The 25,878-nt window shown below is 72.7% G+C and carries 26 protein-coding genes; 16 read left to right on the forward strand and 10 right to left on the reverse strand.

Translation table 11 applies throughout. The features are described from left to right. Positions 1 to 89 precede the first annotated feature (89 nt). Complete coding sequence (locus tag ACFYM6_RS08720; RefSeq protein WP_073832775.1) at positions 90 to 593, reverse strand: hypothetical protein; 504 nt, start codon at positions 591 to 593, stop codon at positions 90 to 92. Between the two features lie 410 nt (positions 594 to 1,003). Here ACFYM6_RS08720 and ACFYM6_RS08725 point away from each other — a divergent pair, with 410 nt between their 5' ends. From ACFYM6_RS08725 to ACFYM6_RS08735, 3 genes are all read left to right on the forward strand, one after another. Further along, complete coding sequence (locus tag ACFYM6_RS08725) at positions 1,004 to 2,287, forward strand: ABC transporter substrate-binding protein (protein ID WP_387273588.1); 1,284 nt, start codon at positions 1,004 to 1,006, stop codon at positions 2,285 to 2,287. 66 nt (positions 2,288 to 2,353) lie between these two features. Then, a complete protein-coding gene (locus ACFYM6_RS08730; protein WP_387273590.1) occupies positions 2,354 to 3,343 on the forward strand; it encodes a carbohydrate ABC transporter permease in 990 nt (329 codons plus the stop codon). Continuing rightward, positions 3,340 to 4,239, forward strand: a complete 900-nt coding sequence (locus tag ACFYM6_RS08735; protein ID WP_387273592.1) for a carbohydrate ABC transporter permease — start codon at positions 3,340 to 3,342, stop codon at positions 4,237 to 4,239. Before ACFYM6_RS08730 ends, ACFYM6_RS08735 begins: the two co-directional genes overlap by 4 nt. Positions 4,240 to 4,285: 46 nt before the next feature. Here ACFYM6_RS08735 and ACFYM6_RS08740 read toward each other — a convergent pair whose 3' ends face one another. Further along, complete coding sequence (locus ACFYM6_RS08740) at positions 4,286 to 6,550, reverse strand: DUF4153 domain-containing protein (RefSeq protein ID WP_387273594.1); 2,265 nt, start codon at positions 6,548 to 6,550, stop codon at positions 4,286 to 4,288. 197 nt (positions 6,551 to 6,747) lie between these two features. Here ACFYM6_RS08740 and ACFYM6_RS08745 point away from each other — a divergent pair, with 197 nt between their 5' ends. Next, the gene (locus tag ACFYM6_RS08745) at positions 6,748 to 7,023 is read left to right on the forward strand and encodes a type II toxin-antitoxin system Phd/YefM family antitoxin (protein WP_387273596.1); all 276 of its coding nucleotides are present in this window, start codon (positions 6,748 to 6,750) and stop codon (positions 7,021 to 7,023) included. Beyond that, positions 7,020 to 7,274 (forward strand): Txe/YoeB family addiction module toxin, encoded by a 255-nt coding sequence (locus ACFYM6_RS08750; RefSeq protein ID WP_387273598.1) that lies wholly within the window; start codon positions 7,020 to 7,022, stop codon positions 7,272 to 7,274. Before ACFYM6_RS08745 ends, ACFYM6_RS08750 begins: the two co-directional genes overlap by 4 nt. Before the next feature lie 76 nt (positions 7,275 to 7,350). On the opposite strand, the gene mgrA is transcribed toward ACFYM6_RS08750, so the two are convergent. Together mgrA and ACFYM6_RS08760 are read right to left on the reverse strand one after the other, a co-directional pair. Beyond that, complete coding sequence (mgrA, locus tag ACFYM6_RS08755) at positions 7,351 to 8,340, reverse strand: L-glyceraldehyde 3-phosphate reductase (RefSeq protein ID WP_387273600.1); 990 nt, start codon at positions 8,338 to 8,340, stop codon at positions 7,351 to 7,353. Between the two features lie 36 nt (positions 8,341 to 8,376). Next, entirely contained in the window at positions 8,377 to 8,829 is a 453-nt protein-coding gene (locus tag ACFYM6_RS08760; RefSeq protein ID WP_387273602.1) for a GNAT family N-acetyltransferase, read from the reverse strand. A gap of 66 nt (positions 8,830 to 8,895) precedes the next feature. Between ACFYM6_RS08760 and ACFYM6_RS08765 the strand changes: the two genes are divergently transcribed. From ACFYM6_RS08765 to ACFYM6_RS08795, 7 genes are all read left to right on the forward strand, one after another. Beyond that, the gene (locus ACFYM6_RS08765) at positions 8,896 to 9,864 is read left to right on the forward strand and encodes an aldo/keto reductase (protein WP_387273604.1); all 969 of its coding nucleotides are present in this window, start codon (positions 8,896 to 8,898) and stop codon (positions 9,862 to 9,864) included. A 5-nt stretch (positions 9,865 to 9,869) separates the two neighbouring features. Next, complete coding sequence (locus ACFYM6_RS08770; protein WP_387273763.1) at positions 9,870 to 10,367, forward strand: hemerythrin domain-containing protein; 498 nt, start codon at positions 9,870 to 9,872, stop codon at positions 10,365 to 10,367. A 70-nt stretch (positions 10,368 to 10,437) separates the two neighbouring features. Further along, entirely contained in the window at positions 10,438 to 11,685 is a 1,248-nt protein-coding gene (locus ACFYM6_RS08775) for a sensor histidine kinase (protein WP_387273606.1), read from the forward strand. Next, a complete protein-coding gene (locus tag ACFYM6_RS08780) occupies positions 11,682 to 12,332 on the forward strand; it encodes a response regulator (protein ID WP_387273608.1) in 651 nt (216 codons plus the stop codon). The genes ACFYM6_RS08775 and ACFYM6_RS08780 overlap by 4 nt, the downstream gene beginning before the upstream one ends. A 78-nt stretch (positions 12,333 to 12,410) precedes the next feature. Continuing rightward, on the forward strand, positions 12,411 to 13,511 hold the full coding sequence (locus ACFYM6_RS08785; RefSeq protein ID WP_387273610.1) for a hypothetical protein: 1,101 nt from the start codon (positions 12,411 to 12,413) through the stop codon (positions 13,509 to 13,511). Positions 13,512 to 13,617: 106 nt separating this feature from the next. Next, on the forward strand, positions 13,618 to 15,096 hold the full coding sequence (locus ACFYM6_RS08790; protein ID WP_387273612.1) for a magnesium chelatase: 1,479 nt from the start codon (positions 13,618 to 13,620) through the stop codon (positions 15,094 to 15,096). A 2-nt stretch (positions 15,097 to 15,098) separates the two neighbouring features. Next, on the forward strand, positions 15,099 to 17,051 hold the full coding sequence (locus ACFYM6_RS08795; RefSeq protein WP_387273614.1) for a VWA domain-containing protein: 1,953 nt from the start codon (positions 15,099 to 15,101) through the stop codon (positions 17,049 to 17,051). A gap of 38 nt (positions 17,052 to 17,089) precedes the next feature. On the opposite strand, the gene ACFYM6_RS08800 is transcribed toward ACFYM6_RS08795, so the two are convergent. Together ACFYM6_RS08800 and ACFYM6_RS08805 are read right to left on the reverse strand one after the other, a co-directional pair. Further along, positions 17,090 to 17,494: an ArsR/SmtB family transcription factor gene (locus ACFYM6_RS08800; protein WP_387273616.1), complete on the reverse strand. Its 405-nt coding sequence runs from the start codon at positions 17,492 to 17,494 to the stop codon at positions 17,090 to 17,092. Continuing rightward, the gene (locus tag ACFYM6_RS08805) at positions 17,494 to 18,147 is read right to left on the reverse strand and encodes an SRPBCC family protein (RefSeq protein WP_387273618.1); all 654 of its coding nucleotides are present in this window, start codon (positions 18,145 to 18,147) and stop codon (positions 17,494 to 17,496) included. Before ACFYM6_RS08805 ends, ACFYM6_RS08800 begins: the two co-directional genes overlap by 1 nt. A 144-nt stretch (positions 18,148 to 18,291) precedes the next feature. On the opposite strand from ACFYM6_RS08805, the gene ACFYM6_RS08810 reads away from it, so the two are divergent. Next, positions 18,292 to 18,768 carry a hypothetical protein gene (locus ACFYM6_RS08810; RefSeq protein WP_387273764.1) on the forward strand — a complete coding sequence of 159 codons (477 nt, stop codon included), beginning with the start codon at positions 18,292 to 18,294 and terminating at the stop codon, positions 18,766 to 18,768. A gap of 89 nt (positions 18,769 to 18,857) precedes the next feature. Here ACFYM6_RS08810 and ACFYM6_RS08815 read toward each other — a convergent pair whose 3' ends face one another. After that, entirely contained in the window at positions 18,858 to 19,832 is a 975-nt protein-coding gene (locus tag ACFYM6_RS08815; protein WP_387273620.1) for a GlxA family transcriptional regulator, read from the reverse strand. A gap of 70 nt (positions 19,833 to 19,902) precedes the next feature. Between ACFYM6_RS08815 and ACFYM6_RS08820 the strand changes: the two genes are divergently transcribed. Next, positions 19,903 to 21,204 carry an MFS transporter gene (locus ACFYM6_RS08820; protein WP_387273622.1) on the forward strand — a complete coding sequence of 434 codons (1,302 nt, stop codon included), beginning with the start codon at positions 19,903 to 19,905 and terminating at the stop codon, positions 21,202 to 21,204. Between the two features lie 126 nt (positions 21,205 to 21,330). On the opposite strand, the gene ACFYM6_RS08825 is transcribed toward ACFYM6_RS08820, so the two are convergent. From ACFYM6_RS08825 to ACFYM6_RS08835, 3 genes are all read right to left on the reverse strand, one after another. Further along, a complete protein-coding gene (locus ACFYM6_RS08825; RefSeq protein ID WP_387273624.1) occupies positions 21,331 to 22,047 on the reverse strand; it encodes an RICIN domain-containing protein in 717 nt (238 codons plus the stop codon). 58 nt (positions 22,048 to 22,105) lie between these two features. Beyond that, a complete protein-coding gene (locus tag ACFYM6_RS08830) occupies positions 22,106 to 22,390 on the reverse strand; it encodes a DUF427 domain-containing protein (RefSeq protein ID WP_357436717.1) in 285 nt (94 codons plus the stop codon). A gap of 97 nt (positions 22,391 to 22,487) precedes the next feature. Next, positions 22,488 to 22,958: an aminoacyl-tRNA deacylase gene (locus ACFYM6_RS08835; protein WP_387273626.1), complete on the reverse strand. Its 471-nt coding sequence runs from the start codon at positions 22,956 to 22,958 to the stop codon at positions 22,488 to 22,490. A gap of 93 nt (positions 22,959 to 23,051) precedes the next feature. Between ACFYM6_RS08835 and ACFYM6_RS08840 the strand changes: the two genes are divergently transcribed. Both ACFYM6_RS08840 and ACFYM6_RS08845 read left to right on the forward strand, forming a co-directional pair. Beyond that, positions 23,052 to 24,452, forward strand: a complete 1,401-nt coding sequence (locus ACFYM6_RS08840; RefSeq protein WP_387273628.1) for an FAD-binding oxidoreductase — start codon at positions 23,052 to 23,054, stop codon at positions 24,450 to 24,452. Then, on the forward strand, positions 24,449 to 25,792 hold the full coding sequence (locus tag ACFYM6_RS08845) for a class I SAM-dependent methyltransferase (RefSeq protein WP_387273630.1): 1,344 nt from the start codon (positions 24,449 to 24,451) through the stop codon (positions 25,790 to 25,792). Before ACFYM6_RS08840 ends, ACFYM6_RS08845 begins: the two co-directional genes overlap by 4 nt. Positions 25,793 to 25,878 lie beyond the last annotated feature (86 nt).

Here is a 25,878-nt window from a genome sequence, read left to right on the forward strand (position 1 = left end):
CTGGTGGGGTTGCCTCCCGACGCCGGGCCAAGCGAGACACCCTGGTGCGGGACAAGGCCCCCACCAGGGTGTCTGTCACTTCTCAGGCGTCAGCAGCCACAGGTGTAGTACAGGATGTCCCAGTGGTTGCCCTCGTCGGTGTAGAGGTTGCCCGACGGGGCTCGCCACTGGTAACCCCAGCCCGATATGTAGCCCACGTATGTGTAGGAGCGGGAGATGTAGTTGTAGACGCAGGTCGTCTTGGCGATGTCGACCTTGTAGCCGTTCCAGTGGCTGTAGGTGCCGCCGGCGTGCCCGGTCTCGGTGCCGCCGGTGATGGTGATGGCGCAGCCACTGGCCCGCTTGAACGTGATGATGCCGTCGATCGTGGCCTGCCGGATGCCCTCGAACGAGGTGCAGGTCGGGTTGTTGCGGTCGCTGCAGTTGCCGCTGGAGACCCAGCTGATGCCGGCGGCGCGCAGCTGGGAGGTGGCGCTGGCGTGGCTGATCGCGAAGGCGGGGGTGCTGAAGCCGAGGGCGGTGCCGATGGCCGCGACGCCTGCGAGGAGCAGGGTGAGCATGCGGCGGCGCACTACACGACGGGTCGTTGACATGGCATCTCCTGAATCGCGGTAGGGAAGATATTTGCGAAGTGGAGGCCGGCCCGTGAAATTTCTACCATGCATCGACCTCTATGAATAGATGTGTGAGTCGTCGGGCACCTCACGCGAGGTCGTCCAACTCGATCGGACCAGCGGAAACTTCCCCTCAAATCCCGTGCCGGTCGACCGGCTCGAGTTGCCCTCGACCGGGTCTCGAGCGGCGTTCAGGACGCTCGACGCCGCATGCGGCGTCAAGCCACCGGCATCGACCGTCGCCTGTGGAAGAGTCGACCCGCTGGCCTGCGGGCGGAGCGGACGGTGACCGACGACCGCGCGCTCCGCGGTGACGCGGACAGCAGGCGCATCGGGTGTCCGGCGGGCTGTGCGGAGTCGACGTACCGAGTGACTGAGAAGGAGTGCCCATGAACCGGTGGCTGCGGCGGATGGTCCCGCTGGCCGTGCTCGCGCTCGCGACGACCGCCTGCTCCACCGACGGCTCGTCCTCGAACGAGAATGATCTCAAGGGCAAGACCGTCAACGTGATCGGCACCTGGGGCGGTGACGAACAGGCCGCGTTCCTCAAGATGGTCGAGCCCTGGGAGAAGCAGACCGGCGCCAAGGTGAAGTACACCGGCACCCGGGACATCAACACTGTCCTGACCACCGGTGTCGCCTCCGGCGTGCTGCCGGACGTGGCCGGACTGCCCGGCCCCGGGCAGATGGCCGAGTACGCCAAGGCGGGCAAGCTGCTGCCACTGGACGACGTGCTGGACATCAAAACGTACGAGAGCGAGACCGCCCCGGCGCTGGTCGAGTTGGGCAAGGTCGACGGCAAGGTGCACGGCGTCTTCATCAAGGCCGCCGTCAAGGGCCTCATCTGGTACGACCCGAAGGTCAACGACTACGGGGCGAACCCGCCCAAGACGTGGAACGACCTGATGACCCAGGCGAAGGCGAACCAGAGCAAGGCGAAGGCGATCTGGTGCGTCGGCCTGGAGTCCGGCGCGGCGTCCGGTTGGCCGGGCACCGACTGGATCGAGGACCTGGTGCTGCGGACCGCGGGCCCGGGTGTCTACAGCCAGTGGTATCAGGGCAAGGTCAAGTGGTCCGACGCGGCCATCAGGAAGGCGTTCGAGATCTACGTCAAGGACGTCGTCGCCAACACCTACGGCGGCGGCAAGGCCGCCGTGGCGACGAACTTCGAGGCCGGTGGCGACCCGCTGTTCGCGACCCCGCCCGGCTGCCAGCTGCACCACCAGGGGAGCTTCATCACCGGGTTGGGGAAGTTCAAGCAGGCCAAGGCGGGCACCGACTACAACTTCCTGCCGTTCCCGGACATCGAGGCCCAGTACGCGGGCGCGGTCGAGGGCGCGGGCGACCTGTTCGGCATGTTCAAGGACACGCCGGCCGCCAAGTCGCTGATGAAGTACCTGGTCACGGCCGAGGCGCAGGACATCTGGGTCAAGGCTGGCGGGGCCCTGTCGGCGAACAAGAACGCCAAGAGCTACCCGGATGACGTCAGCAAGCGTTCCGCGGAGATCCTGGCCAACGCGAAGTCCTTCGCCTTCGACGCGTCGGACCTGATGCCGACCGCCATGAACGACGCGTTCTGGAAGGGGATGGTGGCGCTGACCAACGGCACCACGTCCCTCGACCAGGTCCTCGCCGACCTTGATGCGGCGCAGAAGGACGCGTACCAGTCCTAGTCCGGGCGGGGGAGTGGCCTGGCCGCTCCCCCGCCTCATCCCGTGGTGCGATTCCCGGAGGCAACAGTGGATTCACGCCTGGCCACGGCACTCCAGGTGGTTGTCGGCATTCCGGCCATCCTGATCCTGTACGTCTGGGGAACCGAGCGCGTGCTCGCCGTCGCCGCGCGCAACAACCAGTGGCAGCAGCGCATCCGGCCGTGGCTCTGGATCGCGCCGGCGCTCGGGTTCCTCGCCTTCTTCCTGATCTATCCGACGATCCGGACGATCATCCGGAGTTTCTACGGCAAGAATGAGCTCACGCCGACGTTCGTCGGGCTGGACAACTACACGTGGTTCTTCACCAACAGTGACGCCATCGGCACGCTCCTCAACAATGTCCTGTGGCTGCTGTTCTTCGCCGGCTTCACGGTCGGGATGGGCCTGGTCATCGCCGTGCTGGTGGACCGGGTCCGGTATGAGGCGCTGGCCAAGAGCATCATCTTCCTGCCACTGGCCATCAGCATGGTCGCGGCCGGTGTCATCTGGAAGTTCATGTACGACTACAAGCCGGCGGGGAGCGCCCAGACCGGCACGTTGAACGCGTTGCTCGGGGCGGTCGGGTTGGGACCTGTCGGCTGGTTGCAGTCGCCCGGTTTCCGGCTCAGCACGTTCGCGCTCATCGCCATCATGGTCTGGATGTGGACCGGCTTCGCGATGGTCATCATCTCTGCCGCGCTCAAGGGGATCGACCCCGAGCTGCTGGAGGCGGCCCGAATCGACGGCGCCAACGAGTGGCAGGTCTTCCGGCGGGTGACCCTCCCGCTGCTGGGCCCGACCTTGGCGGTCGTCTCCACCACGATGATCATCACCTCGTTGAAGACGTTCGACATCGTCTACACGCTGACGAACGGCAACTACGACACCGAGGTCATCGCCAACCTCATGATCAAGGAGATGTTCGTGTTCGGCGACTTCGGCCGAGCCAGCGCCGTCGCGGTCGTCCTCCTGCTGGCGATCGTCCCGATCATGGGCTTCAACATCCGTAAGTTCCGTGCCCAGGAGTCGATCAGATGACCACGGTCGCAACGCCCAAGGCGCCCGGCACCCGGGCCGCAGCCACCCGCAAGCCCGCCCGGCCTCGCCGCCGCCTGGTGCTGCACCTGGCGGTCGTCGCCCTGATGGTCGTCTGGGCGGTGCCGACGGTCGGGCTGCTGGTGAGCTCGTTTCGTCCGCAGTCGGAGCTGTCCACCGCCGGCTGGTGGACGGCGTTCGCCCCGCCGTACCAGTTCACCATGGAGAACTACCGCGACGTCTTCCAGCAGAGCGGCATCGGGGACGCGTTCGTCAACAGCCTGTTCATCGCCATCCCGGCCACCATCATCCCGCTCTTCGTCGCGGCGTTCGCCGCGTACGCGTTCAGTTGGATGCAGTTCCCCGGCCGTGACGTGCTCTTCGTGGTGATCGTCGGGCTGCTGGTCGTCCCGCTGCAGACCACCCTCATTCCCGTGCTGAAGCTGTTCGCCGAGTGGGAGCTCACCGGCCAGTTCCTGGCCGTGTGGCTGGCCCACACCGGCTACGGCCTGCCGTTCGCGGTCTACCTGCTGCGCAACTTCATGGGGTCCCTGCCGCGGGCGGTGTTCGAGTCGGCCTACATGGACGGCGCCTCCCACGTGACGGCGTTCTTCCGAATCGCGGTGCCGATGAGCGTGCCGGCCTTCGCCGCACTAGCGATCTTCCAGTTCCTGTTCGTGTGGAACGACCTGCTCGTCGCGCTGATCTACATCGGGCTCGCGAACTCGGACAACCTGCCGATGACCGCGGCGATCGCGAACCTGGTCAACTCCCTCGGCGGCGGCTGGTACCTCCTCGGCGCGGCGGCGTTCGTGTCGATGGCCCTGCCATTGGCGGTCTTCTTCGGCCTGCAGCGCTACTTCGTCCGCGGCATCGTGGGCGGCGCGGTCAAGGGCTGACCCGGGCGGGGCCGGGGCCGAACTCGACTCCGGCCCCGCCCGGGCGTCAGCGGGTGCCGCGCCTCTTGGGCAGGTCGAACTGGTCGGCCTTGCGGCAGTCCTTCGGCCCGCCGATCGCGTTCGGGCCCAGCCGGTCGAGCTCCTGCCGGGCCCGGTACCGGCCCAGGTTCCACGCGTACCAGGGGTCGGGACCGGCCAGGTCGTCGGCGACCCAGCTCAGCGTGCAGCGGCGTACCGGATCGGGGAGCTTGGCCAGCGCGGGGGTGGCGTCCGCGGAGAGCGCCCGCAGATACCACGCGTCGATCTTCCCGGTCTGCTCGTACCGCAGAATGTTGCGCCGTGCGGCGTAGTCCTCCGGGTTGAGCACCGCCAGGCCGAGCAGCATCGCCACGGCCAGCGCCACGGTCGTGCCGGGAATCCAGCGACCCTGCCACCGGACGCCCGCCGCCAGGATCATCAGGAAGACCGCCCCAAGCAGCAGCTCGAACGCCATCACGAAGATCCGCTCGCCGGTGAAGCTGTAGACCTTCTGGTACGCCCACATCCGGGACAGCGCGGACACCACGATCACCACGCTGAGCACGCTGAGCAGGCCCAGCAGGACCCGCAGCGCGGTCCGTTCGGCCGGACGCTCCCGGCTGGCCCAGCGGCTCACCCCGCCCAGCACGGCCAGGGTCAGCAGGGTGACGAAGAGCAGCTGCCAGAAGCCGCTACGGGCGTACTCGGAGTAGCTCAGCCCGGCGACCTTCTGCACGTGCCGCTGCCCACCGAAGAGCACGGTGAACTGCACGACCACGAAACCGACGAAGAGTAGCGTCAGCGCCCCGATGGCCGGGGCCCACTCCAGCAGGCCGAGCCGGCGGTTGCTTGGCTTGTCCACCGTGGACAGGTCGGGCGGGGCGGCCAGGGTATAGACCGCCGCGACCGCGATCAGCCCGCCGACGACGGCCAGGAAGATCCCGCGGAACATCGCCCCGACGTCGGTGTTCGGGACGGTCGCGCCGATGAGTTCGGAGAACGCCGCGTCGGCCGAGGCGAGCAGACTCCCGAACACCAGCAGCACCAGCACCGTGGCGATCAGCGACCCGGCGACCTTGCGGACCTTCCCGGCGTCCGGGGAGGCGGTGATGTGCCGCCGTACCCAGGGCAGGCCGCGGAACGCCGCGAACGGCGCCGCGAGCAGGCCGAACAGGATCGACCGGACCAACCGCCCGCCGACGATGGCCAGGGTCGCGCAGCCCAGCGCGCCGAGGACACAGAACGTCACCAGCCACCAGGCGTTGCGGAAGGCGAGCACGGCCAGCAGGACCAGGGCGGCCGCCGCCCAGCCGCCCCGGATCAGCCGCTCGGTGCGGGGCAGGCCGGCCGTACGCCGCCGTACGGCCAGCAGCACCCCCACGGTCAGCGTGAGCCAGCCGAGGAACCAGCCGATGCCGACCCGGCTCAGCGGCACGAAGAACGCGGTGCCGAGCGCGCCGGCCAGCACCGCGAGCGGGACGGCCCGCCCGGTGGCCGGCTTCGGCCCGGGCCAGCGCGCGCCGAGCAACGATGTCCGGGGCACGGGCGGGCGCGGCGCCCAGCCGCCCCCGGGGTGCAGCACAGGCTGCGCCACGACGTACGGCGGTGGATAGCCCGGGGGCGGAGGAGCCGCCGCCGGCGTGGCCGAGGACTGCGGGGCGATACCGGTCGGCGACGGCGTCGTGCCCGCTGCCAGGGTGCCCTGGGGCTCCGGTGCGTCGGCTGCGTCCTCGTCAGCCGCCGGTCCGCCGGTGGCGCTCCGGTCGGCCGGCGTTCCCCCGGCCGCCGTTTCGCTGGTCGTCGTGGCGGCCGGGTCCGGGCCGGTGGGCGGGCGCTCCGCTGCGCCCACCTCGGTTGACGGGGGTGCCGCAGGGACCGCTTCGGCCGAGGTGGTCGGCCTCGACGCCGGTGCGGTGCCGCTCGTGGTTCCGGTGCCGGCCGGGGCCGGCGCGCTCGCCGTGGCCTCGACGGCCGGCGGGTTCGCCTGGGCCGGCACGCCCGGCGCGGGCACCATGACCCGCGACGCCGCCGCCTGCGTGGGCATCGGCTGGTCCACGCCGGGCGACACCAGCGGTACGAACAGCGCGTAGCCGCGAGTGCCGGGCGGCACGGTCACCGGGATCGCCCAGGCCGGCTGGCCCTCCTGGCCGGGCCACACCATGCCGGGCGGCGCGCCGTCCACCGTGGGCATGACGAGCAGGTACGGCGTGACGTCGGCGGGGACGTCACCACCGCTCGGTCCGGTCGCCGGGGCGGTCCGGGGGGAATCTGGCGCCGATGGCGACTCGGACACGACACGCTCCTTGATCGCTTGGTCCCGACACTGTAGGGCCCGACCCCGGTCCGCCGCCGCCCCGCGCCGCCCCGACGGCCTGTTCGGTCAGCACACCCGGGCCGGCCCGGTGAACCGCCCGTGCCGCTGGGCTGCCTTGCCGTCGGAACCGGGATGGGATGTACAGTTTTCAGTACAGGCCGCGTCGAGGAGGTGCCATGCGGACGGTCAACTTCACTCAGCTTCGGCAGAATCTCGCCGCTGAGCTGGACAGCGTGATCGAGGACGCGGAGGAGTTGGTGGTGACCCGCTCGGGTCACGAACCTGTTGTGATCATTCCTCTTGCCGAATACCAGTCGATGAGGGAGACGGAATACCTGCTCCGCAACCCGGCGAACGCTGCCGCCCTGCGTCGCTCGATCGAGGAGCTGGACCGGGGTGAGGGCGGGGAGCGGGAGCTGGTCGATCCGGCCGACCTCGGGGATGTGGCGTGAGGATCGTCTTCACGCCGACCGCGTGGTCGCAGTACCTAAGTCACACCGATCGCAAGCTCGTGAAGCGGATCAATGACCTGATCGCGGATTGCCTGCGTAATGGCTATGAGGGCATCGGTAAGCCAGAGCCACTGCGCGGTGAGCTATCGGGCTTCTGGTCGAGGCGGATCGACCGGGAGCACCGGCTCGTGTATCGGATCAGCAAGGACGACCTGCAGATTGTGGCCTGCCGCTACCACTACCGCGACTGATCGCCCTCGCTTCGTCTCGGACCGCACCGCGGCCCTCTGGCGAAGGAACCTGGCGGCGCGGTCCGAGACCCAGGGATCAGCCCAGGGCCCGCTCGATCTCGGCCAGTTCCTCCGCGGTGAAGTCGAGGTTGTCCAGCGCGGCCACGTTCCCCTCCAACTGGGCCACGCTGCTCGCCCCGATGATCAGGCTGGTCATCCGCGGGTCGCGCAGCGCCCAGGCCAGGGCGAGCTGGGCCAGGGTCTGGCCGCGCCGCTCGGCGATCGCGCCGAGCGCCCGGATGGTCGCCATCCGCTCCTCGGTCAGGTCGCTCTCGTTGAGAAACATGCTGGTGCGCACCCGGGAGTCCGCCGGGATCCCGCCCAGGTAGCGGTCGGTGAGCAGGCCCTGCGCCAGCGGGCTGTACGCGATGCAGCCCGCGCCGACCTTCTCCAGCGTGTCCAGCAGGCCGTCCGTCTCGGTCCAGCGGTTGAACATCGAGTACGCCGGCTGGTTGATCAGCAGCGGCGTACCGAGGTCACGCAGGATCGCGGCGGCCCGGGCGCTCTGCTCGGAGTTGTAGTTGGAGATGCCGACGTACAGCGCCTTGCCGGAGCGGACGATGGCGTCCAGCGCGCCCATCGTCTCCTCCAGCGGCGTGTCCGGGTCGAACCGGTGCGAGTAGAAGATGTCCACGTAGTCGAGCCCCAGCCGGCGCAGCGACTGGTCCAGCGACGAGATCAGGTACTTGCGGGAGCCCCATTCGCCGTACGGGCCGGGCCACATCAGGTAGCCGGCCTTGCTGGAGACGACCAGCTCGTCCCGGTAGGGCTTGAGGTCGGTGGCGAGCAGCCGGCCGAAGTTCTCCTCGGCGGTGCCCGGCGGCGGGCCGTAGTTGTTGGCCAGGTCGAAGTGGGTGATGCCGAGGTCGAAGGCGCGCCGGACGATGTCCCGCTGCCGCTCGTACGGCCGGTCCGGCCCGAAGTTGTGCCACAGCCCGAGGGAGATGGCGGGCAGGCGCAGCCCGCTGCGTCCGCTGCGCCGGTAGGTCATCGAGTCGTAACGCTGATCAGCGGCGAGGTAGGTCACCACGCGACCCTAGCCCTGGCGGTGACGGGACCGCGATCAGAGGTCGTAGCGCAGGCGGGGGAGGGTGCGGCCGGTGGAGGGGGAGACGGCGGTGCCGGCCGGGACCGCGCCGACGTGCCGGTAGAACGGCTCCGCGCCCGGGTCCGCGTCGAGCCACAGCGCATGGGCGCCGGCGGCGCGGGCCGTGGCCACGGCGTGGTCGAACAGCGCCCGGCCGACGCCGGTGCCGATCGCCGGCGGGTCCACGAAGAGCATGTCCAGCTCCAGCTCAGGCGGGGTGCCGCCGAGCACCAACAGCCCGACCGCCGCGCCGTCCCGTTCGGCTACCGCCACCTGCCGCGTGGCCACGTCCGCCGGGGTCAGCGTCAGCTCGCTGCGGCAGCGGGCCAGGAACTCGGCGTCGTAGCCCCAGTGACCCTTGGAACGCAGCGCCAGCTCGGTCAGCTCGGCCGCCTCGGCGGGGCGGGCGGCCCGGATGCGGAGATTCACCCGCCTATTGTGCCGCCGGTGCCGGAACAGGCGTGGGGTCCCGCTTGTCCGGGTAGCTTCGGTGCCATGCGTTTCGTCCAGCTCGACACCCCCAAGCCGATCTCGAAGATCGGCCTCGGCACGTGGCAGTTCGGCTCGAAGGAGTGGGGCTACGGTGCCGACTACGAGCGTCGGGCGGCGGACATCGTCCGGCGGGCGCTCGACCTCGGCGTCACCCTTTTCGACACCGCCGAGCTCTACGGCTTCGGCCGAAGCGAGCGCATCCTCGGCGCGGCGCTCGGCGCCGACCGGGCCAAGGTCGTGGTGGCCAGCAAGATCTTCCCGGTGCTGCCGGTCGCCCCGGTGGTGCACCAGCGCGCGGTCGCCTCCGCCGCCCGGCTCGGCGTCAGCTGCATCGACCTCTACCAGGTGCACCAGCCCAACCCGTTGGTCGCCGACACCACCACCATGCGGGGCATGCGCGGCCTGCAGGACGTCGGGCTGGTCGGCGAGGTCGGGGTCAGCAACTACCGCCTGCGCCGCTGGCAGGCGGCCGAGGCCGCACTCGGCCGCCGGGTGCTGAGCAACCAGGTCCGCTACAGCATGGTCGACCGTGGCCCCGAGGAGGACCTGATTCCGTACGCGGAGCAGGCCGGCCGGATCGTCATCGCGTACAGCCCGCTCGCGCAGGGGTTCCTCTCCGGCCGATATGACGCGCGGAACCTGCCCGGCGGGGCGGTCCGCCGGGCCAACGCGTACTTCCTGCCGGAGAACCTGCAACGCGGCACCCCGCTGATCGCCACGCTGCGCGAGGTGGCCGCCGCGCACGACGCCACGCCCAGCCAGATCGCCCTGGCGTACGTGCTGCGCTCCCCGAACGTGGTGGCCATCCCCGGCGCCTCCGGCGTCGAGCAGATGGAACGCAACGCGGCCGCCGCCGAGATCGACCTGGCCGACGACGAGTACGCCGCCCTGGCCACCGCCGCCCGGCAGTTCCGGCCGGTCACCGGCCTGGCCGCCGTGCCCAAGCTGATCCGCGCCCGGACCGGGAAGTGACCACCATGGACGACATCACCGCACTCATCCTCGACGACCACGCCGCCTTCCGCCGCGGCTTCGCCCGGCTCGACGACACCCGCGACCCGACCGAGCTGCTGGCCATCTGGGAAGCGCTCGCCCTGCACCTGGACATCCACGCCGAGGCGGAGGAGGCCATCCTCTACCCGCACCTGGTCAAGCACGGCGACGACGGCGAGGAGGAGACCGAGGACGCCATCGGCGACCACAACAAGATCCGCGACGCCATCGCCGAGTCGAAGCGCCACGAGGTCGGCTCGGACCCCTGGTGGGCGGCGGTGTGGAAGGCCCGCCGGGAGAACAGCGAGCACCTCGCGGAGGAGGAGGACGAGGCGCTGCCCGACTTCCGCCGGCACGCCGGCGTGGAGCTGCGCGCCGAGCTGGGGGCGCGCTGGCTGCGGTTCTACGGCGAGCACAAGAACGGCCGGAACCTGCCGTTCCTGGACAAGGACCCCGAGAAGTACGTCCAGGAGCACCGCTGACGCCCCGGCGGCGCGGATCTCCCCATCGTGGGGGAGTCGACCGGGTGCTGGGCGGCGCGAGAATGGGTGGGTGAGTCTCCGGGGGGTGCTGGGGCCGCTGGTGCGCGGGAGCACCTGGCGGCGGGCCGTGTTCCTGCTGCTCGGCGGGGTGCTCGCGCTGCCGTACGCGCTGCTCGCGGCGGCCTTCGCCCAGATGCTGGCCAACGACGACGCACCCCGGCCGGTGGTCTTCGGGCTGCTGCTGGTGGCCGTGCTGCTCGCGGCGGTGCCGGTGTTCCTCGCCGGCAGCCGGGCCCTGGAGATCGCCGCCGCCCGGGCGCTGCTCGCGGTCGACCTGCCTGAGCCGGCGGCGGAGCACCGGATCGACCGCGAGACCCGGGTACGGGCCGCCCTCTGGATCGCCCTGCACCTGCTCACCGGCGGTCTCGTGCTGTTCGCGGCGATCAGCGCCCTCCCGATGGCGCTGGTCTTCCTGGCCGGGCCGATCGGCCTCGACCCGGGCGTGAGCCAGGCCAACGGGTTCGGGCCGCTGATCGCGAACCCGGTCGGCGCCACGCTGACCGGGGTGGTGCTGCTGGTCGGGCTCGGCTACGCGGTGGCCGGGCTGGGCGCGCTCGCCGCGTCGATGGCGCCGGTGCTGCTCGGCCCCTCACAGGGCGAGCGGATCGCCGCGCTGGAGGCCCGAGCCGCCCGGCTGGCCGAGCGGAACCGGCTGGCCCGGGAACTGCACGACTCGGTCGGGCACGCGCTGACCGTGGCCACCCTCCAAGCCGGTGCCGCCCGCGAGCTGCTCGACGCCGACCCGGAGTTCACCCGGCGGGCGTTGCGGGCCATCGAGGAGACCAGCCGGCACGCGATGGACGACCTGGACCACGTGCTCGGGCTGCTGCGGGAGAGCGACGGCGGGCCGAGGCGCGCCGCCACCGCACCGCAGCCCACCCTGGCCCGGCTGGACCGGCTCGTCGCCGACACCCGGGCCGCCGGCCTGGCGGTGGAGTCCCGGGTCAGCGGGGCGGTCGGGGAGCTGCCCGCGGCGGTGTCCCGGGAGGGCTACCGGATCGTGCAGGAGGGGCTGACCAACGCGGCCCGGCACGGGCGAGGCCCGGTGACGCTGCGGGTGGACGTACCGAACGGTGGTTTGGAGATCGAGCTGGTCAACGGCCTGCGTGGCGCGGCGCGGGCGGGGCGCGGCGGACGCGGGCTGGCCGGCATGCGGGAGCGGGTGCTGCTGCTCGGCGGGCGGCTCACCGCCGGCCCGGAGGACGACCGGTGGCGGGTCCGGGCCTCGCTGCCGGTGCCGAGGGGGGAGACCGGGTGAGCATCGACGTGCTGATCGTCGACGACGACGAGCTGGTCCGGGTGGGGCTGCGGGCCATCGTGGACGCCCAGCCAGACCTGCGGGTGGTCGGTGAGGCGACGGACGGCGCGGAGGTGCCGCCGCTAGTGGCGAAGCTGCGCCCCCGGGTGGTGCTGATGGACGTCCGGATGCCCGCCATCGACGGCATCCAGGCGACCCGGCGGCTGCTCGCCACCTCCGCCGACCCGCCGCGCATCCTGGTGATCACCACGTTCGCCAACGACGAGTACGTCTACGACGCGCTGCGCGCCGGGGCGAGCGGCTTCCTGCTCAAGCGGGCCCGACCGAGCGAGGTGGTGGAGGCGATCCGGGTGGTGGCGGCCGGTGAGTCGCTGCTCTTCCCGGCGGCGATCCGGCAGCTCGTCGGGGCGTACGGGAGCCGGGGCGGGGACGGGCTGCGGTCGGCGCGGCTCACCGACCGGGAGGCCGAGGTGCTGCGGCTGATGGCCACCGGGCTGTCCAACACCGAGATCGCCGAGCGGCTGGTGGTCGGGGTGGAGACGGTGAAGACGCACGTCGGCAACGTGCTGACCAAGCTGCGCGTACGTGACCGCACGCAGGCGGTGATCGCCGCGTACGAGTCGGGCTTCGTGGTGCCGACCGGTTGAGTCCGGTCCCTCGGGCGGGGGAGCGGGTTCACCGTCGTACGGGATGGGCGGGGGGTCCGGCGGGCCGAGGCTGGAGCCATGACGACGATCACCGATTCCCCACCCCGCCGGGCCGCCGGGACGCGGCTTCGCCTGGCCGCCCCGCTCGCCGCCGCCTGGCTCGGCGGTTGGGGCCTGCTCGCCGGAGTCTCCTCGCTGACCGGGTCCGGCTACCCGTTCGGCGCCAACGATCCGCACGGCGAGGCCAGCCTGCTCCGGCTGGTCCCGGTCCACCTGGGCGCCCCGCTGTTCGCCGGGGTGCTGCTGCTCGCGGCGGTCGCGGCGCTGCTGATGAGCCGCACCGGCACGGTACGCGGTCTGCCCCGGGCGCTGTTGCTCGGCTACGGATGGGCGGTCGCCTTCGGGCTGGCGGTGGTGGTGCCGGACGGCCGGGTGCTGGTCATCCTCGGCTACCTGCCGATGCTGATCATCGGCGCGCCGTTCGGCTGGCCGCCGGTCGACTACGCCGACGTCTTCGACTGGCCGCTGCTGGCGAGGTGCTGCGCGTTGGTCGGCGCTGTTCTGCTGGCCGGGGCGCTGTTGGTCTGGCAGCGGCGTACCGCCGGGGCCTGCCCGGCCTGCGGTCGCGACGACGACGAGCGGGGCTGGACCTCGCCCGCGGCGGCCGCCCGCTGGGGGCGGTGGGCCGCGTACACGGCCGCGGTCATCCCGCTCTCCTACGCGGTGGTCCGGTTCGCCTGGGCGGCCGGCATCCCGTTCGGCATCTCCGCGGACTTCCTGCGGGAGATGCGGGAGACCGGGTTGGTCTGGGCGGGTGCTGGCCTGGCCGCGTTCGCCACGATCGGCGCGATCCTCACCCTCGGCCTGGTACGGCCCTGGGGTGAGCGGTTCCCCCGGTGGATGGTGGGGCTGGCAGGCCGGCGGGTGCCGATCACGTTGGCGGTCGTACCGGCGGCGCTGGTCGCGATCTCGGTGACCGCTGCCACCCTCGGGCTGATCAGCCTCCCCAAGTTCTGGGAGCTGAGCGGCGGGTTCAGCCTCACCACCGCGCCGATGCTGCTCTGGCCGCTGTGGGGGATGGCGCTCGGGGCGGCGACCGTGGCGTACCACCTGCGCCGGCGGGGCGCGTGTGGCCGCTGCCGACGGCCGTGGCCCGGTCCGGTCCCCCGCCGCCGCTGACCCTGCCGGGTCGGTGGCGGTTCGGGATCAGTCGGTGACCGGGTCCGGGTCATCGGCACCGGCGAAGAGGGGCGAATCGTCACCCGGCCGCGCTAGCGTTGGGCGGGTGACTGCGCCAACTCAGGTTTCCCCGGTCCCGCCCGCCGACCTGCCCGGCACGCTCGGCGCGTTGCGGGCGGCCGGGCACCACTACCGCACGGTCAAGCAGGAGATCCGCGACAACCTCCTTGCCCGGATGCGCTCCGGGGAGGAGCGCTTCCCGGGCATCGTGGGCTACCAGGACACGGTGCTGCCGGAGGTCGAGCGGGCCCTGCTCGCCGGCCACGACATGGTGCTGCTCGGCGAGCGGGGCCAGGGCAAGACCCGGCTGATCCGGTCGCTCGGCGCCCTGCTCGACGAGTGGACCCCGGTCATCCCCGGCTCGGTGCTCAACGAGCACCCGATGCACCCGCTCACCCCCGCCGCCCGCGCCCTCGTCGCGCAGCGCGGCGACGAGCTGCCGATCGGCTGGCTGCACCGCTCGATGCGGTACGGCGAGAAGCTGGCCACGCCGGACACCAGCGTCGGCGACCTGATCGGCGACGTCGACCCGATCCGGATCGCCCAGGGACGTACGCTCGGCGACCCGGAGACCATCCACTTCGGACTGGTGCCGCGCACCAACCGGGGCATCTTCGCCGTCAACGAGCTGCCCGACCTGGGCGAACGGATCCAGGTGGCGCTGCTGAACGTGCTGGAGGAGCGGGACATCCAGGTACGCGGCTACCAGCTGCGCCTGCCGCTCGACCTGCTGCTGGTGGCCAGCGCCAACCCGGAGGATTACACCAACCGGGGCCGGATCATCACCCCGCTGAAGGACCGGTTCGGCGCGGAGATCCGTACCCACTACCCGGCCGACCTGGAGCTGGAGCTGGCGCTGATCCGGCAGGAGGCCGACCTGGTCGCCGAGGTGCCGGAGCACGTGCTGGAGGTGCTCGCCCGGTTCGCCCGCGCGGTCCGGGAGTCGCCGTCGGTGGACCCGCGCTCCGGGGTGTCCGCGCGGTTCGCCATCGCCGCCGCGGAGACCGTCGCGGCGGCCGCGCTGCGCCGCGCCAGCCTGCTCGCCGCACCGGCGGCCGGCGGCGCCGCGCCCGGAGCCGGCGACCCCGTGGTACGCCCCGAAGCGCCGGTGGCCCGGGTCGGCGACGCGGTCTCGGTGACCTCCACCCTGCGCGGCAAGGTCGAGTTCGAGAGCGGCGAAGAAGGGCGGGAGATCGAGATCCTGGCCCACCTGCTGCGCACCGCCACCGCCGAGACGTTCCGGGGCCGCCTGGCCGGGTTGGACCTGTCCGGGTTCACCGCGCTGGTCGCCGAGGGCGAGGTGATCGAGACCGGCGAGCTGGTCTCCTCCGCCGAGCTGCTGCGCCAGGTCGGCACCGTGCCGGGGCTGGCCAAGGTGCTCGACCGGCTGGGCCTGGGCGACGCGCCCAGCCCGGAGGAGGCGGCCGCCGGGATCGAGTTCGTGCTGGAAGGCCTGCACCTGACCCGCCGGCTGGGCAAGGACGTCACCGACTCCGGGCGCACCGTCTACGGCGGCCGGGACTGAGCATGGCCGGCAACCGGTTCCGGTACGGGCAGTGGCGCGGCGGGCCCGACCCGCTCGCCCCGCCGTACGACGTGCGGGCCGCGGTGGACGCGGTCGGCGCGGAGGTGCTGGGCGGCGGCAGCCTGCGGGAGGCGCTGCGGGACCTGCTGCGGCGCGGCCCGCAGGGGCGCGGCGGCCTGGACGAGCTGGCCGCCCGGGCCCGGCGGCTGCGCCGCGAGGCGCTGCGCCGGGGCGACCTGGACGGCGCGGTGACCCGGGCGCGGGCGCTGCTCGACCAGGCCCTGGCAGCCGAGCGGGAGGAGCTGCGCGGCCGGGACGGCGACGACGCCCGCTTCGCCGAGGCGGTGCTGGACAACCTGCCCCGCTCGACCGCCCGCGCCGTGGAGGAGCTGTCCGGGTACGACTGGGCCAGCGACGAGGCGCGGGCCACGTACCAGCGGATCCTGGACGGGTTGCGCGGCGAGGTGCTGGAGCAGCGCTTCGCCGGGCTGCGGGACGCGGCGCGAGCCGCCGCGGACCCGGCCGCCCAGCGGCAGCTCGCCGAGATGATGCGCGACCTCAACGACCTGCTCGCCCGGCACGCCCGGTCCGAGGACACCACCGACGCGTTCGCCGAGTTCATGCGCCGGCACGGCGAGTTCTTCCCGGAACGGCCGAAGGACGTCGACGAGCTGATCGACGTGCTGGCCCGCCGGGCGGCGGCCGGGGAGCGGCTGATGCGGTCGCTGTCGGATCGGCAGCGGGAGGAGCTGGCCGGGCTGATGCGCCAGTCCCTCGGCGGGCAGCTGGCCGGGGAGCTGGCGCAGCTGGACGCGCAGCTGCGGGCGCTGCGCCCGGACCTGAACTGGCAGCGCGGCGAGCGGATCCGGGGCGACCGGCCGCTCGGCTACGGCGAGGCGACCGGGGCGCTCGGTGAGCTCGCCCAGCTGGACGAGCTGCTGGAACACCTCGACCAGGACCAGCCGGGCGCCACGCTGGACGACGTCGACGTCGACGCGGTGGCCCGGACGCTGGGCCGGGACGCGGCCGACGACGTACGCCGGCTGGGGGAGCTGGAGCGGGAGCTGCGTCGGCAGGGCTGGGTGACTCGGGACGCGGAGGGGTTGACGCTGAGCCCGAAGGCGTTGCGCCGGCTGGCCGGCACCGCGCTGCGGCGGGTCTTCGCCGATCTGACGGCCGGGCCGCGCGGCCAGCACGACCTGCGCTCGGCGGGCGCGGCCGGCGAGGTCAGCGGCGCCTCCCGGCTCTGGGAGTACGGCGACGAGCAGCCCCTCGACGTGGTGCGCACGCTGACCCGTGCGGTACGCCGGGCCGGTCCGGGCGTGCCGGTGCAGCTCGCGGTCGAGGATTTCGAGGTGGTGGAGACCGAGCGGCGGGCGTCGGCGGCGGTGGCGCTCTGCGTCGACCTGTCGTACTCGATGATCTCCCAGGGGCGTTGGGGGCCGATGAAGCAGACGGCGTTGGCGCTGTCGCATCTGGTGGCGACCCGGTTCCCGCAGGACGCGCTGCAGATCATCGGGTTCGGGCGGGAGGCGCTGCCGCTGACCCAGCAGGAGCTGGCGGCGGTGGAGCCGGATCTGCAGCAGGGCACCAACCTGCAGCACGCGCTGCGGCTGGCCGCCCGGCACCTGCGCCGGCACCCCGGTGCCGAGCCGGTGGTGCTGGTGGTGACCGACGGTGAGCCGACTGCCCACCTCGATCCGGACGACGGGGAGGCGTACTTCCACTGGCCGCCGCTGCCGGAGACGATCGAGGCGACCATCCGGGAGGTGGACCGGCTCACCCGGTACGGCGCGACGCTGAATCTGTTCATGCTCGGCGGCGATCCGGGTCTGCGCCGGTTCGTCGACGCGGTGGCCCGCCGGTCCCGGGGCCGGATGTTCACCCCCGATCTCGACGATCTCGGCGAGTACGTGGTCGCCGACTACCTGCGCGCCCGCCACGGCCGCCGCTGACCGGTCGCCGGCTTCCGTCGGGCCGGCCGTCGGGCCCCTCAGGCGGTGGCTCGGGGTGGTCGACGCTCGGTAGTGGGGCCCGGCTCCCGGGTCTGGTCCGGGTTGCCGGCCCGTCGCCGTGCCCGGCGACCGCGGGCGAGCTCGGTCTCCAGGGCGTCGAGGGGCTGGGCGAAGGGGTCCGCGAAGCGCGCGAGCCACTCCTGGGCCACGGCGACTCCGGCGCTGTCGACGCCGTAGATGCGGCGGGTGCCCTCGGCGCGTACGGTGACCAGCCCGGCCTCGCGCAGGACGCGGAGGTGCTGGGAGGCGGCCGGCTGGGAGATCCCGAACTGTGCGTGCAGCGCGTCCGCGATCGCGCCCGCCGGCCGCTCGCCGAGGCTCAGCAGCTCGAGGATCCGGCGGCGCACGGGATCGCCGAGCGCGTCGAAGACGGCACCCGCCATCAGCCCTCCGGTGCCTCCTCCGGCGCGGTCGTGTAGAACGCGACGGTACGCGCCGCGGCGGCGCTGGCCTGCTCCGGGTCGTCGCCGTCGCCGATCGCGGCCTGGGCCCAGCCGTCGCCGGCGAGCCGGACGAATCGGGTGCCGTCGGGGCTGAGCGGCCAGGCGGCCCCCTCGGCCGGGTCGAGGGCGGCGCCGGCCAGGTGCTGGCCGAGGCCCAGCAGCGCGAGGTCCCAGCCGATGCCGACCGCCCCCGGACCGAACTGCGCCCACAGGTCGGGGTCGACGTGCGCCTCGTGGACCAGTTCCAGCGTCGTGCCGCCGTCGGCCTCGCCGAGGTGGACCTGCACCCACGAGACCTGACCGTTGAACTCCCAGGTCACCGCGAAGCTCTCCGGCTCGGTGCAGCTCTCCACCACGCCGCTGGCGTTGCCCTCGAGCTGGTAGCGGCCGCCGACGACCAGGTCGCCGCTGATCGGAAGGAACCAGCGCGGGATCCGCTCGGCGTTGGTGAGCGCGTCCCACACGTCGGGGCGTTCGGCGGCGTACCGGCGGCGGGCTATCGCGATCTTGGTGGGTCGGCCGCCGCGGGTGCCGCCGCGGATCTCGCGGGCCACCAGACCGGCGGCGCGGACAGGGTCACTGGTGAGCGTCAAGACTCCTCCTTCATAAGTTGTGGCTTATAATAGCCCGGTCGATCGGGTGGGTAAACCCCGCCACGCCGCCTCGTCCGGGTGAACCCGGCGGGGTAGCCGCGGCGCTGCCGTCCGTAGGCGGGGTTGGATGCGGGCATGGACGACGTGGACGCCGCGGAGCTGCGGCGCGCGTACGAGACGGTGCTCGCGGAGGTGGACGCCGGCGGGTTCGGGCCGCCCGAGGACGGGGAGCTGAGCGCCGAGCAGATCGTCGCCCACCTGGCCGCCAACGACGAGCTGATGAGCGAGGCGACCGAGGCGGTGCTGGCCGGGTCGCCGTTCGCGTACTACGACCTGGAGACCATCCACCGCCCGCAGCTCGACGCGCTGGTCTCCGAGTGCGGCGGGCTGGACGGACTGGCCGCGCTGCTCCGGGCGACCAGCCAGAAGTTGTGCACCCTCGCCGAACGCCTCGGCCCGGCCACGGAGACCCCGGTGGAGACGGTGCTGCGGGAGGGCTTCGACCTGGACGTGGCCGACTCGCTGCCCTGGGGCCGCACCCTGGACCTGCACACCCGCGTCCACCTGCCGATGCACCTGGCCCAGCTCCGCGCCCTGCGCCGCCAACCGCACCTGGCCTGAGCGAAGACGAGCCGGTGGCGTGGGCAATGCCCTGCGAAGCTCCTGGGTGAGACGCGCTCCCCGAAGCCCTGCCACTCCGGCAGCGGGGATCAGGAGACGCGGTGGAAGGTGCGGCGGTAGGCCGTGGGGGCGACGCCGACCCGCTGGTGGAAGTGCTGGCGCAGGGCGGCGGTGGTGCCGAAGCCGGCGTGCCGGGCGATCTGGTCGACGCTCAGCTCGGTGGTCTCCAGCAGCAGCCGGGCGTGCTCGGTGCGCTGCTGGAGCAGCCACTGCGCCGGGCTGAGTCCGGTCTCCGAGCGGAAGTGCCGGGTGAACGTGCGTACGCTCATCCGCGCGTGCGCGGCCAGGTCCCGCAGCGCCACCGGCTCGTGCAGCCGTTGCCGGGCCCACTCCCGGGTGGCCGCGGTGCCGGTCTCCGCCGCCCGGGGGACCGGACGCTCGATGTACTGGGCCTGGCCGCCGTCCCGCCACGGCGGCACCACACAGCGCCGGGCGGACCGGTTGGCCACCTCGCTGCCGTGGTCGGTGCGGATCACGTGCAGGCACAGGTCGAGGCCGGCGGCCACCCCGGCCGAGGTGAGCACCCGGCCGGAGTCGATGAACAGCACGTCCGGGTCGAGGTCCACGGCCGGGTGCAGCCGGCGGAAGCGGTCCGCGTACGCCCAGTGGGTGGTGGCCCGGAGGCCGTCGAGCAGGCCGGTGGCGGCCAGCACGAACGCGCCGGTGCAGATCGACATGATGCGCGCGCCACGCTCGTGGGCGGCCCGCAGCGCCGCCGTCACCTCGGGGGCCAGCGTCCCGTCCGCCAGCGGCGGGCCGCCGTGGATGCCGGGGACGATCACCGTGTCGGCGGCGTCGAGCAGCTCCAGCCCGTGATCGGGGACGACCTGGAACCCGGCGGTGCTGCGGACCGGGCCACCGCCGGGAGCGCAGGCGTCGACGGTGTAGAGCTGCTGGAAGTCGTCGGTACGGGCGGTGCCGAAGACCTGGGACGGGGTGCCCAGGTCCAGGCCGACCACCTGGTCGAGGGCGAGCACGGCGATCCGGTGCGGGACGACAACCATGGCCCGATTATTGCGCACGATGGCTTTCCGGCCACTCGTCGTGCGGCCCGCCCGCCCCGAAACTCGGAGCGTGACCCGTTCCCGCCGTCTCCACCCGGCCTGGGCCGTCGCCGCCGTCGTCTTCGTGGCGCTGGTCGGCGCGGCCGGTTTCCGCGCCACGCCCGGGGTGCTGCTGCACCCGCTGCACGCCGAGTTCGGCTGGCCCCTCGCGACGATCTCCGCCGCCGTCTCGGTCAACCTGATGCTCTACGGGCTCACCGCCCCGTTCGCCGCCGCGCTGATGGACCGGTTCGGCATCCGCCGGGTGGTGGCCGGCGCGCTGGCGCTGGTGGCCCTCGGCAGCGGGCTGACCGTCATGATGAGTGCGAGCTGGCAGCTCATCCTCTGCTGGGGCGTCCTGGTCGGGCTGGGCACCGGATCGATGGCGCTGGCCTTCGTGGCCACGGTCACCGGGCGCTGGTTCGTCCACCGGCGAGGGCTGGTCACCGGCGTACTCACCGCGGGCGGGGCGACCGGGCAACTGGTCTTCCTCCCGCTGATCGCCGTGCTGGTCCGCGACCACGGCTGGCGGGTGGCCGCGCTGGTCGTCGCCGGGGCGGCGCTGGCGGTCGTACCCCTGGTGGTGTGGCTGCTGCGCGAACACCCGGCGGATCTCGGCCTGCCCGCCTACGGCGCCACCGAGGTGCTGCCGCCCGCCCCGCCGGCCCGCGGGGCGGCGGCCCGGGCGATCGGCGCGCTCACCGCCGCCGCGCGGACCCGGCCGTTCTGGCTGCTCGCCGGCGGCTTCGCGATCTGCGGCGCGACCACCAACGGCCTGGTCGGCACCCACTTCGTGCCGGCGGCGCACGACCACGGCATGCCGGAGACCACCGCCGCCGGCCTGCTCGCCCTGGTCGGGATCTTCGACATCGCCGGCACGGTGGCCTCCGGCTGGCTCACCGACCGGATGGACAGCCGGCTGCTGCTCGGCGCCTACTACGCGCTGCGCGGCGCGTCGCTGCTGGTGCTTCCGGGCCTCTTCGCCGACACCGCGCAGCCCAGCATGCTGGTCTTCATCGTCTTCTACGGGCTGGACTGGGTGGCCACCGTGCCGCCGACCGTGGCGCTGTGCCGGGAATACTTCGGCGCGTCCGGCGCGGTCGTGTTCGGCTGGGTGTTCGCCGCCCACCAGATCGGCGCCGCGGTGGCGGCGACCGGCGCCGGACTGGTCCGCGACCAGCTCGGCGACTACGCCCTCGCCTGGTACGCGGCCGGCGCGCTGTCGATCGGGGCGGCCGGGCTGTCGTTGCTGCTGCGCCGCCGGCAGCCGGTGCCCGTGCCGGTCGCGGTGCCGGTGGCCGCCGCGCCCCGCGCGTGGAGCTACCGGGGCTGAACCTGGCGGTGTCCCGGGGCGGACATCCGGCCGCCGGCCGGGCCGCCGAGGCCGGCCCGTGTCATCGGCGACCTGACGGTGTCCGCGGCGGCCGGACACCGCCACATCGGCGACCCGCCCCCGGGCCTACCCGATCGCCCACTGCTGCTCGGGCACGCCGCCGCACGGCGCCTGTTCCAGCGCGTTGCCCGCGTCGTGGACCTGCGCGCACTTGCCGCTGTGCACGGCTACCAGCAGCACGGCGCCGCTGGCGGCCGGGGCGAGCCGCCACTGCTGGTTGGCCTGCCCGTTGCAGGACCACTGCACCACCTTCGCGCCGTCGTCGGCGCTCTGCCCGTAGACGTCCAGACACTTGCCGCTGGCCGCGTTGACCAGGGCGAACACGTCGGCGGCGACCGGAGTCGCCACCCACTGCTGCTCCGGGCCGCCGGTACAGTCGGCCAGCGCCGCCTGCGCACCCTCCGGTTCGTCACCGGTCACGCCGACGCAGCGCCCGGAGGGGACGCCACGGAACACCTTCGGTCCGGCCGCGGGGGCCGAGGGCGCCGGTGCGGCCGTCGGCGACGGCGGGGCGGCCGTGGTGGGCGCGGCCGTGGTGGGCGTGGCCTCCGTGGTGGGCGCGGCCGGACTCGACTCGCTCGCCGTGGGCGTCGGCACGGCCGCCGTGGACACCGGCTGGTCGCCGCCGCCGAGCACGCCGGTGGCGAGGAACGCCCCCAGGAGTACGCCGACCACGGCGACGCCCAGCGCGATCCGCATCAGCGGGTCCTGCGGCAGGCGGAGACGGGCCAGGCGGCGGGCGCCGTAGACGGTGCCGGGCGGGTCGGTGCGGGGCGCGGACATGGGGGCATCCTGACCCACGGCGAGCGTCGATGGCGAGCCGCCCCGGTGCGGGCGTGACTCAGTCGACGACCTGGACGTCCTTCCAGAATGCGACCCGGTCGCGCACCATCTCCGCCTCCGGCTTCGGGTCGGGGTAGTACCAGACGGCGTCCGCGCTGGTCCGGCCCGCGTGTTCGAGGGTGTAGTACGACGCGGTGCCCTTCCACGGGCAGAACGTGTGGGTGGCCGAGTCGCGGATCAGGTCCTCGCGCAGCGCGGCGCGGGGAAAGTAGTGGTTGCCTTCGACCACCACGGTGTCGTCGCTCTCCGCGATGACGAGGTCGTTCCAGACAGCTTTCGGCATGTGTCCACCGTAGGCCGTCGGGCGGACCTTGACGACTTCGAGGCAGGCGAAGTCGGGGCGGCTGGCCCGGCTGCGCGGCAGGCCCTGACGCTGCCGGTCAGCGGGCCGGTTCCGGGTCGGTCACGTCGGCGACCGTCGCGTCGAGCGTGGCGAGGGCGGCATCGGCGTCGACAGCCACGGCCATCCCGTGCTCGCCCGCACCGAGGGTGATCTCCCGGCCGCGCAGCCGCTCGTCGGCGACCACCGGCCAGGCGGTGGTAGAGCCGAACGGCGTGATGGTGCCGCGCTCGTAGCCGGTGGCCGCCCGGGCCGCCTCGGCGTCAGGCATGGACATCCGGCTCACCCCGAGCAGGGCGCGCAGCTTGGGCCAGGAGACGACCCGGTCGCCGGGGGTGAGCACGAACAAATGGTCGTCCTCGCCCCGGCGTACCACGATGGTCTTGACCACGTCGGGGACCGCGACGCCGCGCGCCTGGGCGGCCTCGGCGAGGCTGCGGACCGGGCCGTGCCGGATCACCCGGTACGGCAGTCCGGCGGCGTCGAGGGCGGCGATCGCGGGGGACGGCATGCCCGCCACGGTAACCCGCCGGCCGACCGGTGGATGCGAAAAGGCCATGGTGGACAGCCCGCCAAGCTGGCGGAGCAGGCGTAATGTGATCTCATGCGTGCTCAGCGTGTGGATCATCCGGTTGACCATGATCAAGCGGTGGACACGCTGCGGCGGTCGTACGCCGCGGTGCCCCCCGGCGAGACCGTGCGGCTGGCCAAACGCACATCGAACCTGTTCCGGCCGAGATCGGCGCCCGGCGCTCCGGGCCTGGACGTGAGCGGCCTGACCGGGGTGATCGCCGTCGACCCGGCCGCCCGGACGGCCGACGTGCAGGGCATGTGCACCTATGAGGACCTGGTCGACGCCACCCTTCCGTACAGGCTGATGCCGCTGGTGGTGCCGCAGTTGCGCACCATCACCCTGGGTGGGGCGGTGACCGGGCTGGGCATCGAGTCCACCTCGTTCCGCAACGGGCTGCCGCACGAGTCGGTGTACGAGATGGACATCCTCACGGGCGCGGGCGACATCGTCACCGCCCGGCCCGAGGGGGAGCACGCCGAGCTGTTCCGGGCCTTTCCCAACTCGCTCGGCAGCCTCGGCTACGCCACCCGGCTGCGCATCGAGCTGCAGCCGGTACGCCGGTGGGTGGCCCTGCGCAACATCCGGTTCACCCGGCTGGAGGAGTTGACCGACGCGATCGGCGAGGTGATCGCCAAGGGATCCTGGGAGGGCGACCCGGTCGACGGGATGGATGCGGTGATGTTCAGCCCCGGCGAGGCGTACCTGGTGCTCGCCACGTTCACCGACGAGCCGGGGGGACGGCCCAGCGACTACACCGGCCAGGAGATCTACTACCGGTCGTTGCAGCGGCGCACCCGGGACATGCTGACCATGTACGACTATCTGTGGCGCTGGGACACCGACTGGTTCTGGTGTTCGGCGGCGTTCGGGGTGCAGCATCCGGTGGTCCGTCGGCTGTGGCCGCAGCGTTACCGCCGCAGCGACTTCTATCACCGGATCGTGAGGTTGGAGCACCGTTACCAGGTGGCCGCCCGGGTCGACCGCTGGCGGGGCAACCCGGCCCGGGAGCGGGTGGTACAGGACGTGGAGATCCCGCTCGACCGCACCGCCGAATTCCTGCGCTGGTTCGCCGGGACGGTCAGGATGACGCCGGTCTGGCTCTGCCCGCTGCGGCTGCGCGAGCCGGCCGGCCCCGGCTCCGCCCGGGCCTGGCCGCTGTATCCCCTTCAACCGGGCGAGACCTACGTGAACATCGGCTTCTGGGGCAGCGTGCCGATCGCCGAGGGCGCGGCCGACGGCGACGTCAACCGGGAGATCGAGAGCAAGGTGTCGGAGGTGGGCGGGCACAAGTCGCTCTACTCCGACGCGTACTACGACCGGGAGGCGTTCCACCGGCTCTACGGCGGGGAGACCTGGCGCGCCGCGAAGGACCGCTACGACCCGGAACACCGGCTGACCGGACTGTACGAGAAGGCGGTAGCGAGACAATGAGCCTGACCGACCGTGAACAGGGGGCGGCGAGCACCCCGGGCAACCCGCCGGCGGGTGGCCGCCGCGGCGCACCGACCGTGGCGGACGTGATCCGCACGGTCACCACCGGCGACCTGCCGATCCGCATCACCGGCTACGACGGCAGCGCCGTCGGCCCGGCCGATGCCGGGATCACCGTGACGATCCGCACCCCGCGCGGGTTGTCCTACCTGCTCACCGCACCCGGTGACCTGGGCATGGCCCGGGCGTACGTGAGCGGTGACCTGGGGCTGGAGGGTGTGCACCCGGGCGACCCGTACGAGGCGTTCAAGGTGCTCAAGGACGAGGTGCGCCTGCGGTTGCCGGCGGTGGGCGAGGGGCTGGCCCTGGTGAAGGGGCTGGGCTGGGAGCGGCTGATGCCGCCGCCGCCCCCGCCGCAGGAGGCCGCGCCGCGCTGGAAGCGGGTGATGTCCGGGCTGCGGCACTCGCGCGGCCGGGACAGCGATGCGATCTCGCACCACTACGACGTCTCGAACGCCTTCTATGAGAAGGTGCTCGGCCCGTCGATGACGTACACCTGCGCGGTCTTCCGCAGCCCGGGCGACACGCTGGAGGAGGCGCAGCGCGCCAAGTACGACCTAGTCGCCGGGAAGCTGGCGCTCAAGCCGGGGATGCGGCTGCTCGACGTCGGGTGCGGCTGGGGCGGCATGGTCCGGCACGCGGCCCGGGAGTACGGCGTCAAGGCGCTCGGGGTGACCCTGTCGAGGGCCCAGGCTGATTGGGCGCAGGCGGCGATCGAGCGGGAGGGGCTGGGTGAGCTGGCCGAGGTGCGGCACCTGGACTACCGGGACGCGCCGCGGGAGCAGTTCGACGCCGTCTCCTCGATCGGGCTGACCGAGCACATCGGGGTGCGCAACTACCCGGCGTACTTCGGGGCGCTCAAGGACCGGTTGAAGCCGGGGGGCCGGCTGCTCAACCACTGCATCACCCGCGCGGACAACCGCGCCCCGCACCGCTCCGGCGCCTTCATCGACCGGTACGTCTTCCCGGACGGTGAGCTGGCCGGGCCGGGTCGGTTGGTCAGCGAGATCCACGACGCCGGGCTGGAGGTGCACCACGAGGAGAACCTGCGGCAGCACTACGCGCTGACGCTGGCCGGCTGGTGCCGCAATCTGGTCGAGCACTGGGACTTCTGCGTCGGGGAGGTGGGTCTGGGCACCGCGCGGGTGTGGGGGTTGTACATGGCCGGCTCCCGGCTGGCCTTCGAGCGGAACGAGATCCAGTTGCACCAGGTGCTGGCCACCCAGAACGGCCCGCAGGGCGTGAACGGCTACCCGCTGCGCCCCGACTGGACGCCCTGACCTCATCGGTTCAGCGAAAGGCCGCGCGGTTCGCGCGGCCTTTCGTCGAACCTATTGACAAAGAAGTTTTGTACGTACAAACTGAT

It is taken from the genome of Micromonospora sp. NPDC006431 (genome assembly GCF_042870725.1).
GTDB lineage: Bacteria > Actinomycetota > Actinomycetes > Mycobacteriales > Micromonosporaceae > Micromonospora.

Coding starts and splice junctions, on each gene's coding strand:
- ACFYM6_RS08835 (WP_387273626.1), bottom strand. CDS start 22,958: ATGCCGTCCCCCGCGATCGCCGCCCTCGACGCCGCCGGACTGCCGTAC.
- ACFYM6_RS08720 (WP_073832775.1), bottom strand. CDS start 593: ATGTCAACGACCCGTCGTGTAGTGCGCCGCCGCATGCTCACCCTGCTC.
- ACFYM6_RS08825 (WP_387273624.1), bottom strand. CDS start 22,047: ATGTCCGCGCCCCGCACCGACCCGCCCGGCACCGTCTACGGCGCCCGC.
- ACFYM6_RS08770 (WP_387273763.1), top strand. CDS start 9,870: ATGGACGACATCACCGCACTCATCCTCGACGACCACGCCGCCTTCCGC.
- ACFYM6_RS08745 (WP_387273596.1), top strand. CDS start 6,748: ATGCGGACGGTCAACTTCACTCAGCTTCGGCAGAATCTCGCCGCTGAG.
- ACFYM6_RS08830 (WP_357436717.1), bottom strand. CDS start 22,390: ATGCCGAAAGCTGTCTGGAACGACCTCGTCATCGCGGAGAGCGACGAC.
- ACFYM6_RS08815 (WP_387273620.1), bottom strand. CDS start 19,832: ATGGTTGTCGTCCCGCACCGGATCGCCGTGCTCGCCCTCGACCAGGTG.
- ACFYM6_RS08800 (WP_387273616.1), bottom strand. CDS start 17,494: ATGGCGGGTGCCGTCTTCGACGCGCTCGGCGATCCCGTGCGCCGCCGG.
- ACFYM6_RS08735 (WP_387273592.1), top strand. CDS start 3,340: ATGACCACGGTCGCAACGCCCAAGGCGCCCGGCACCCGGGCCGCAGCC.
- ACFYM6_RS08795 (WP_387273614.1), top strand. CDS start 15,099: ATGGCCGGCAACCGGTTCCGGTACGGGCAGTGGCGCGGCGGGCCCGAC.
- ACFYM6_RS08840 (WP_387273628.1), top strand. CDS start 23,052: ATGCGTGCTCAGCGTGTGGATCATCCGGTTGACCATGATCAAGCGGTG.
- ACFYM6_RS08845 (WP_387273630.1), top strand. CDS start 24,449: ATGAGCCTGACCGACCGTGAACAGGGGGCGGCGAGCACCCCGGGCAAC.
- ACFYM6_RS08725 (WP_387273588.1), top strand. CDS start 1,004: ATGAACCGGTGGCTGCGGCGGATGGTCCCGCTGGCCGTGCTCGCGCTC.
- ACFYM6_RS08765 (WP_387273604.1), top strand. CDS start 8,896: ATGCGTTTCGTCCAGCTCGACACCCCCAAGCCGATCTCGAAGATCGGC.
- ACFYM6_RS08785 (WP_387273610.1), top strand. CDS start 12,411: ATGACGACGATCACCGATTCCCCACCCCGCCGGGCCGCCGGGACGCGG.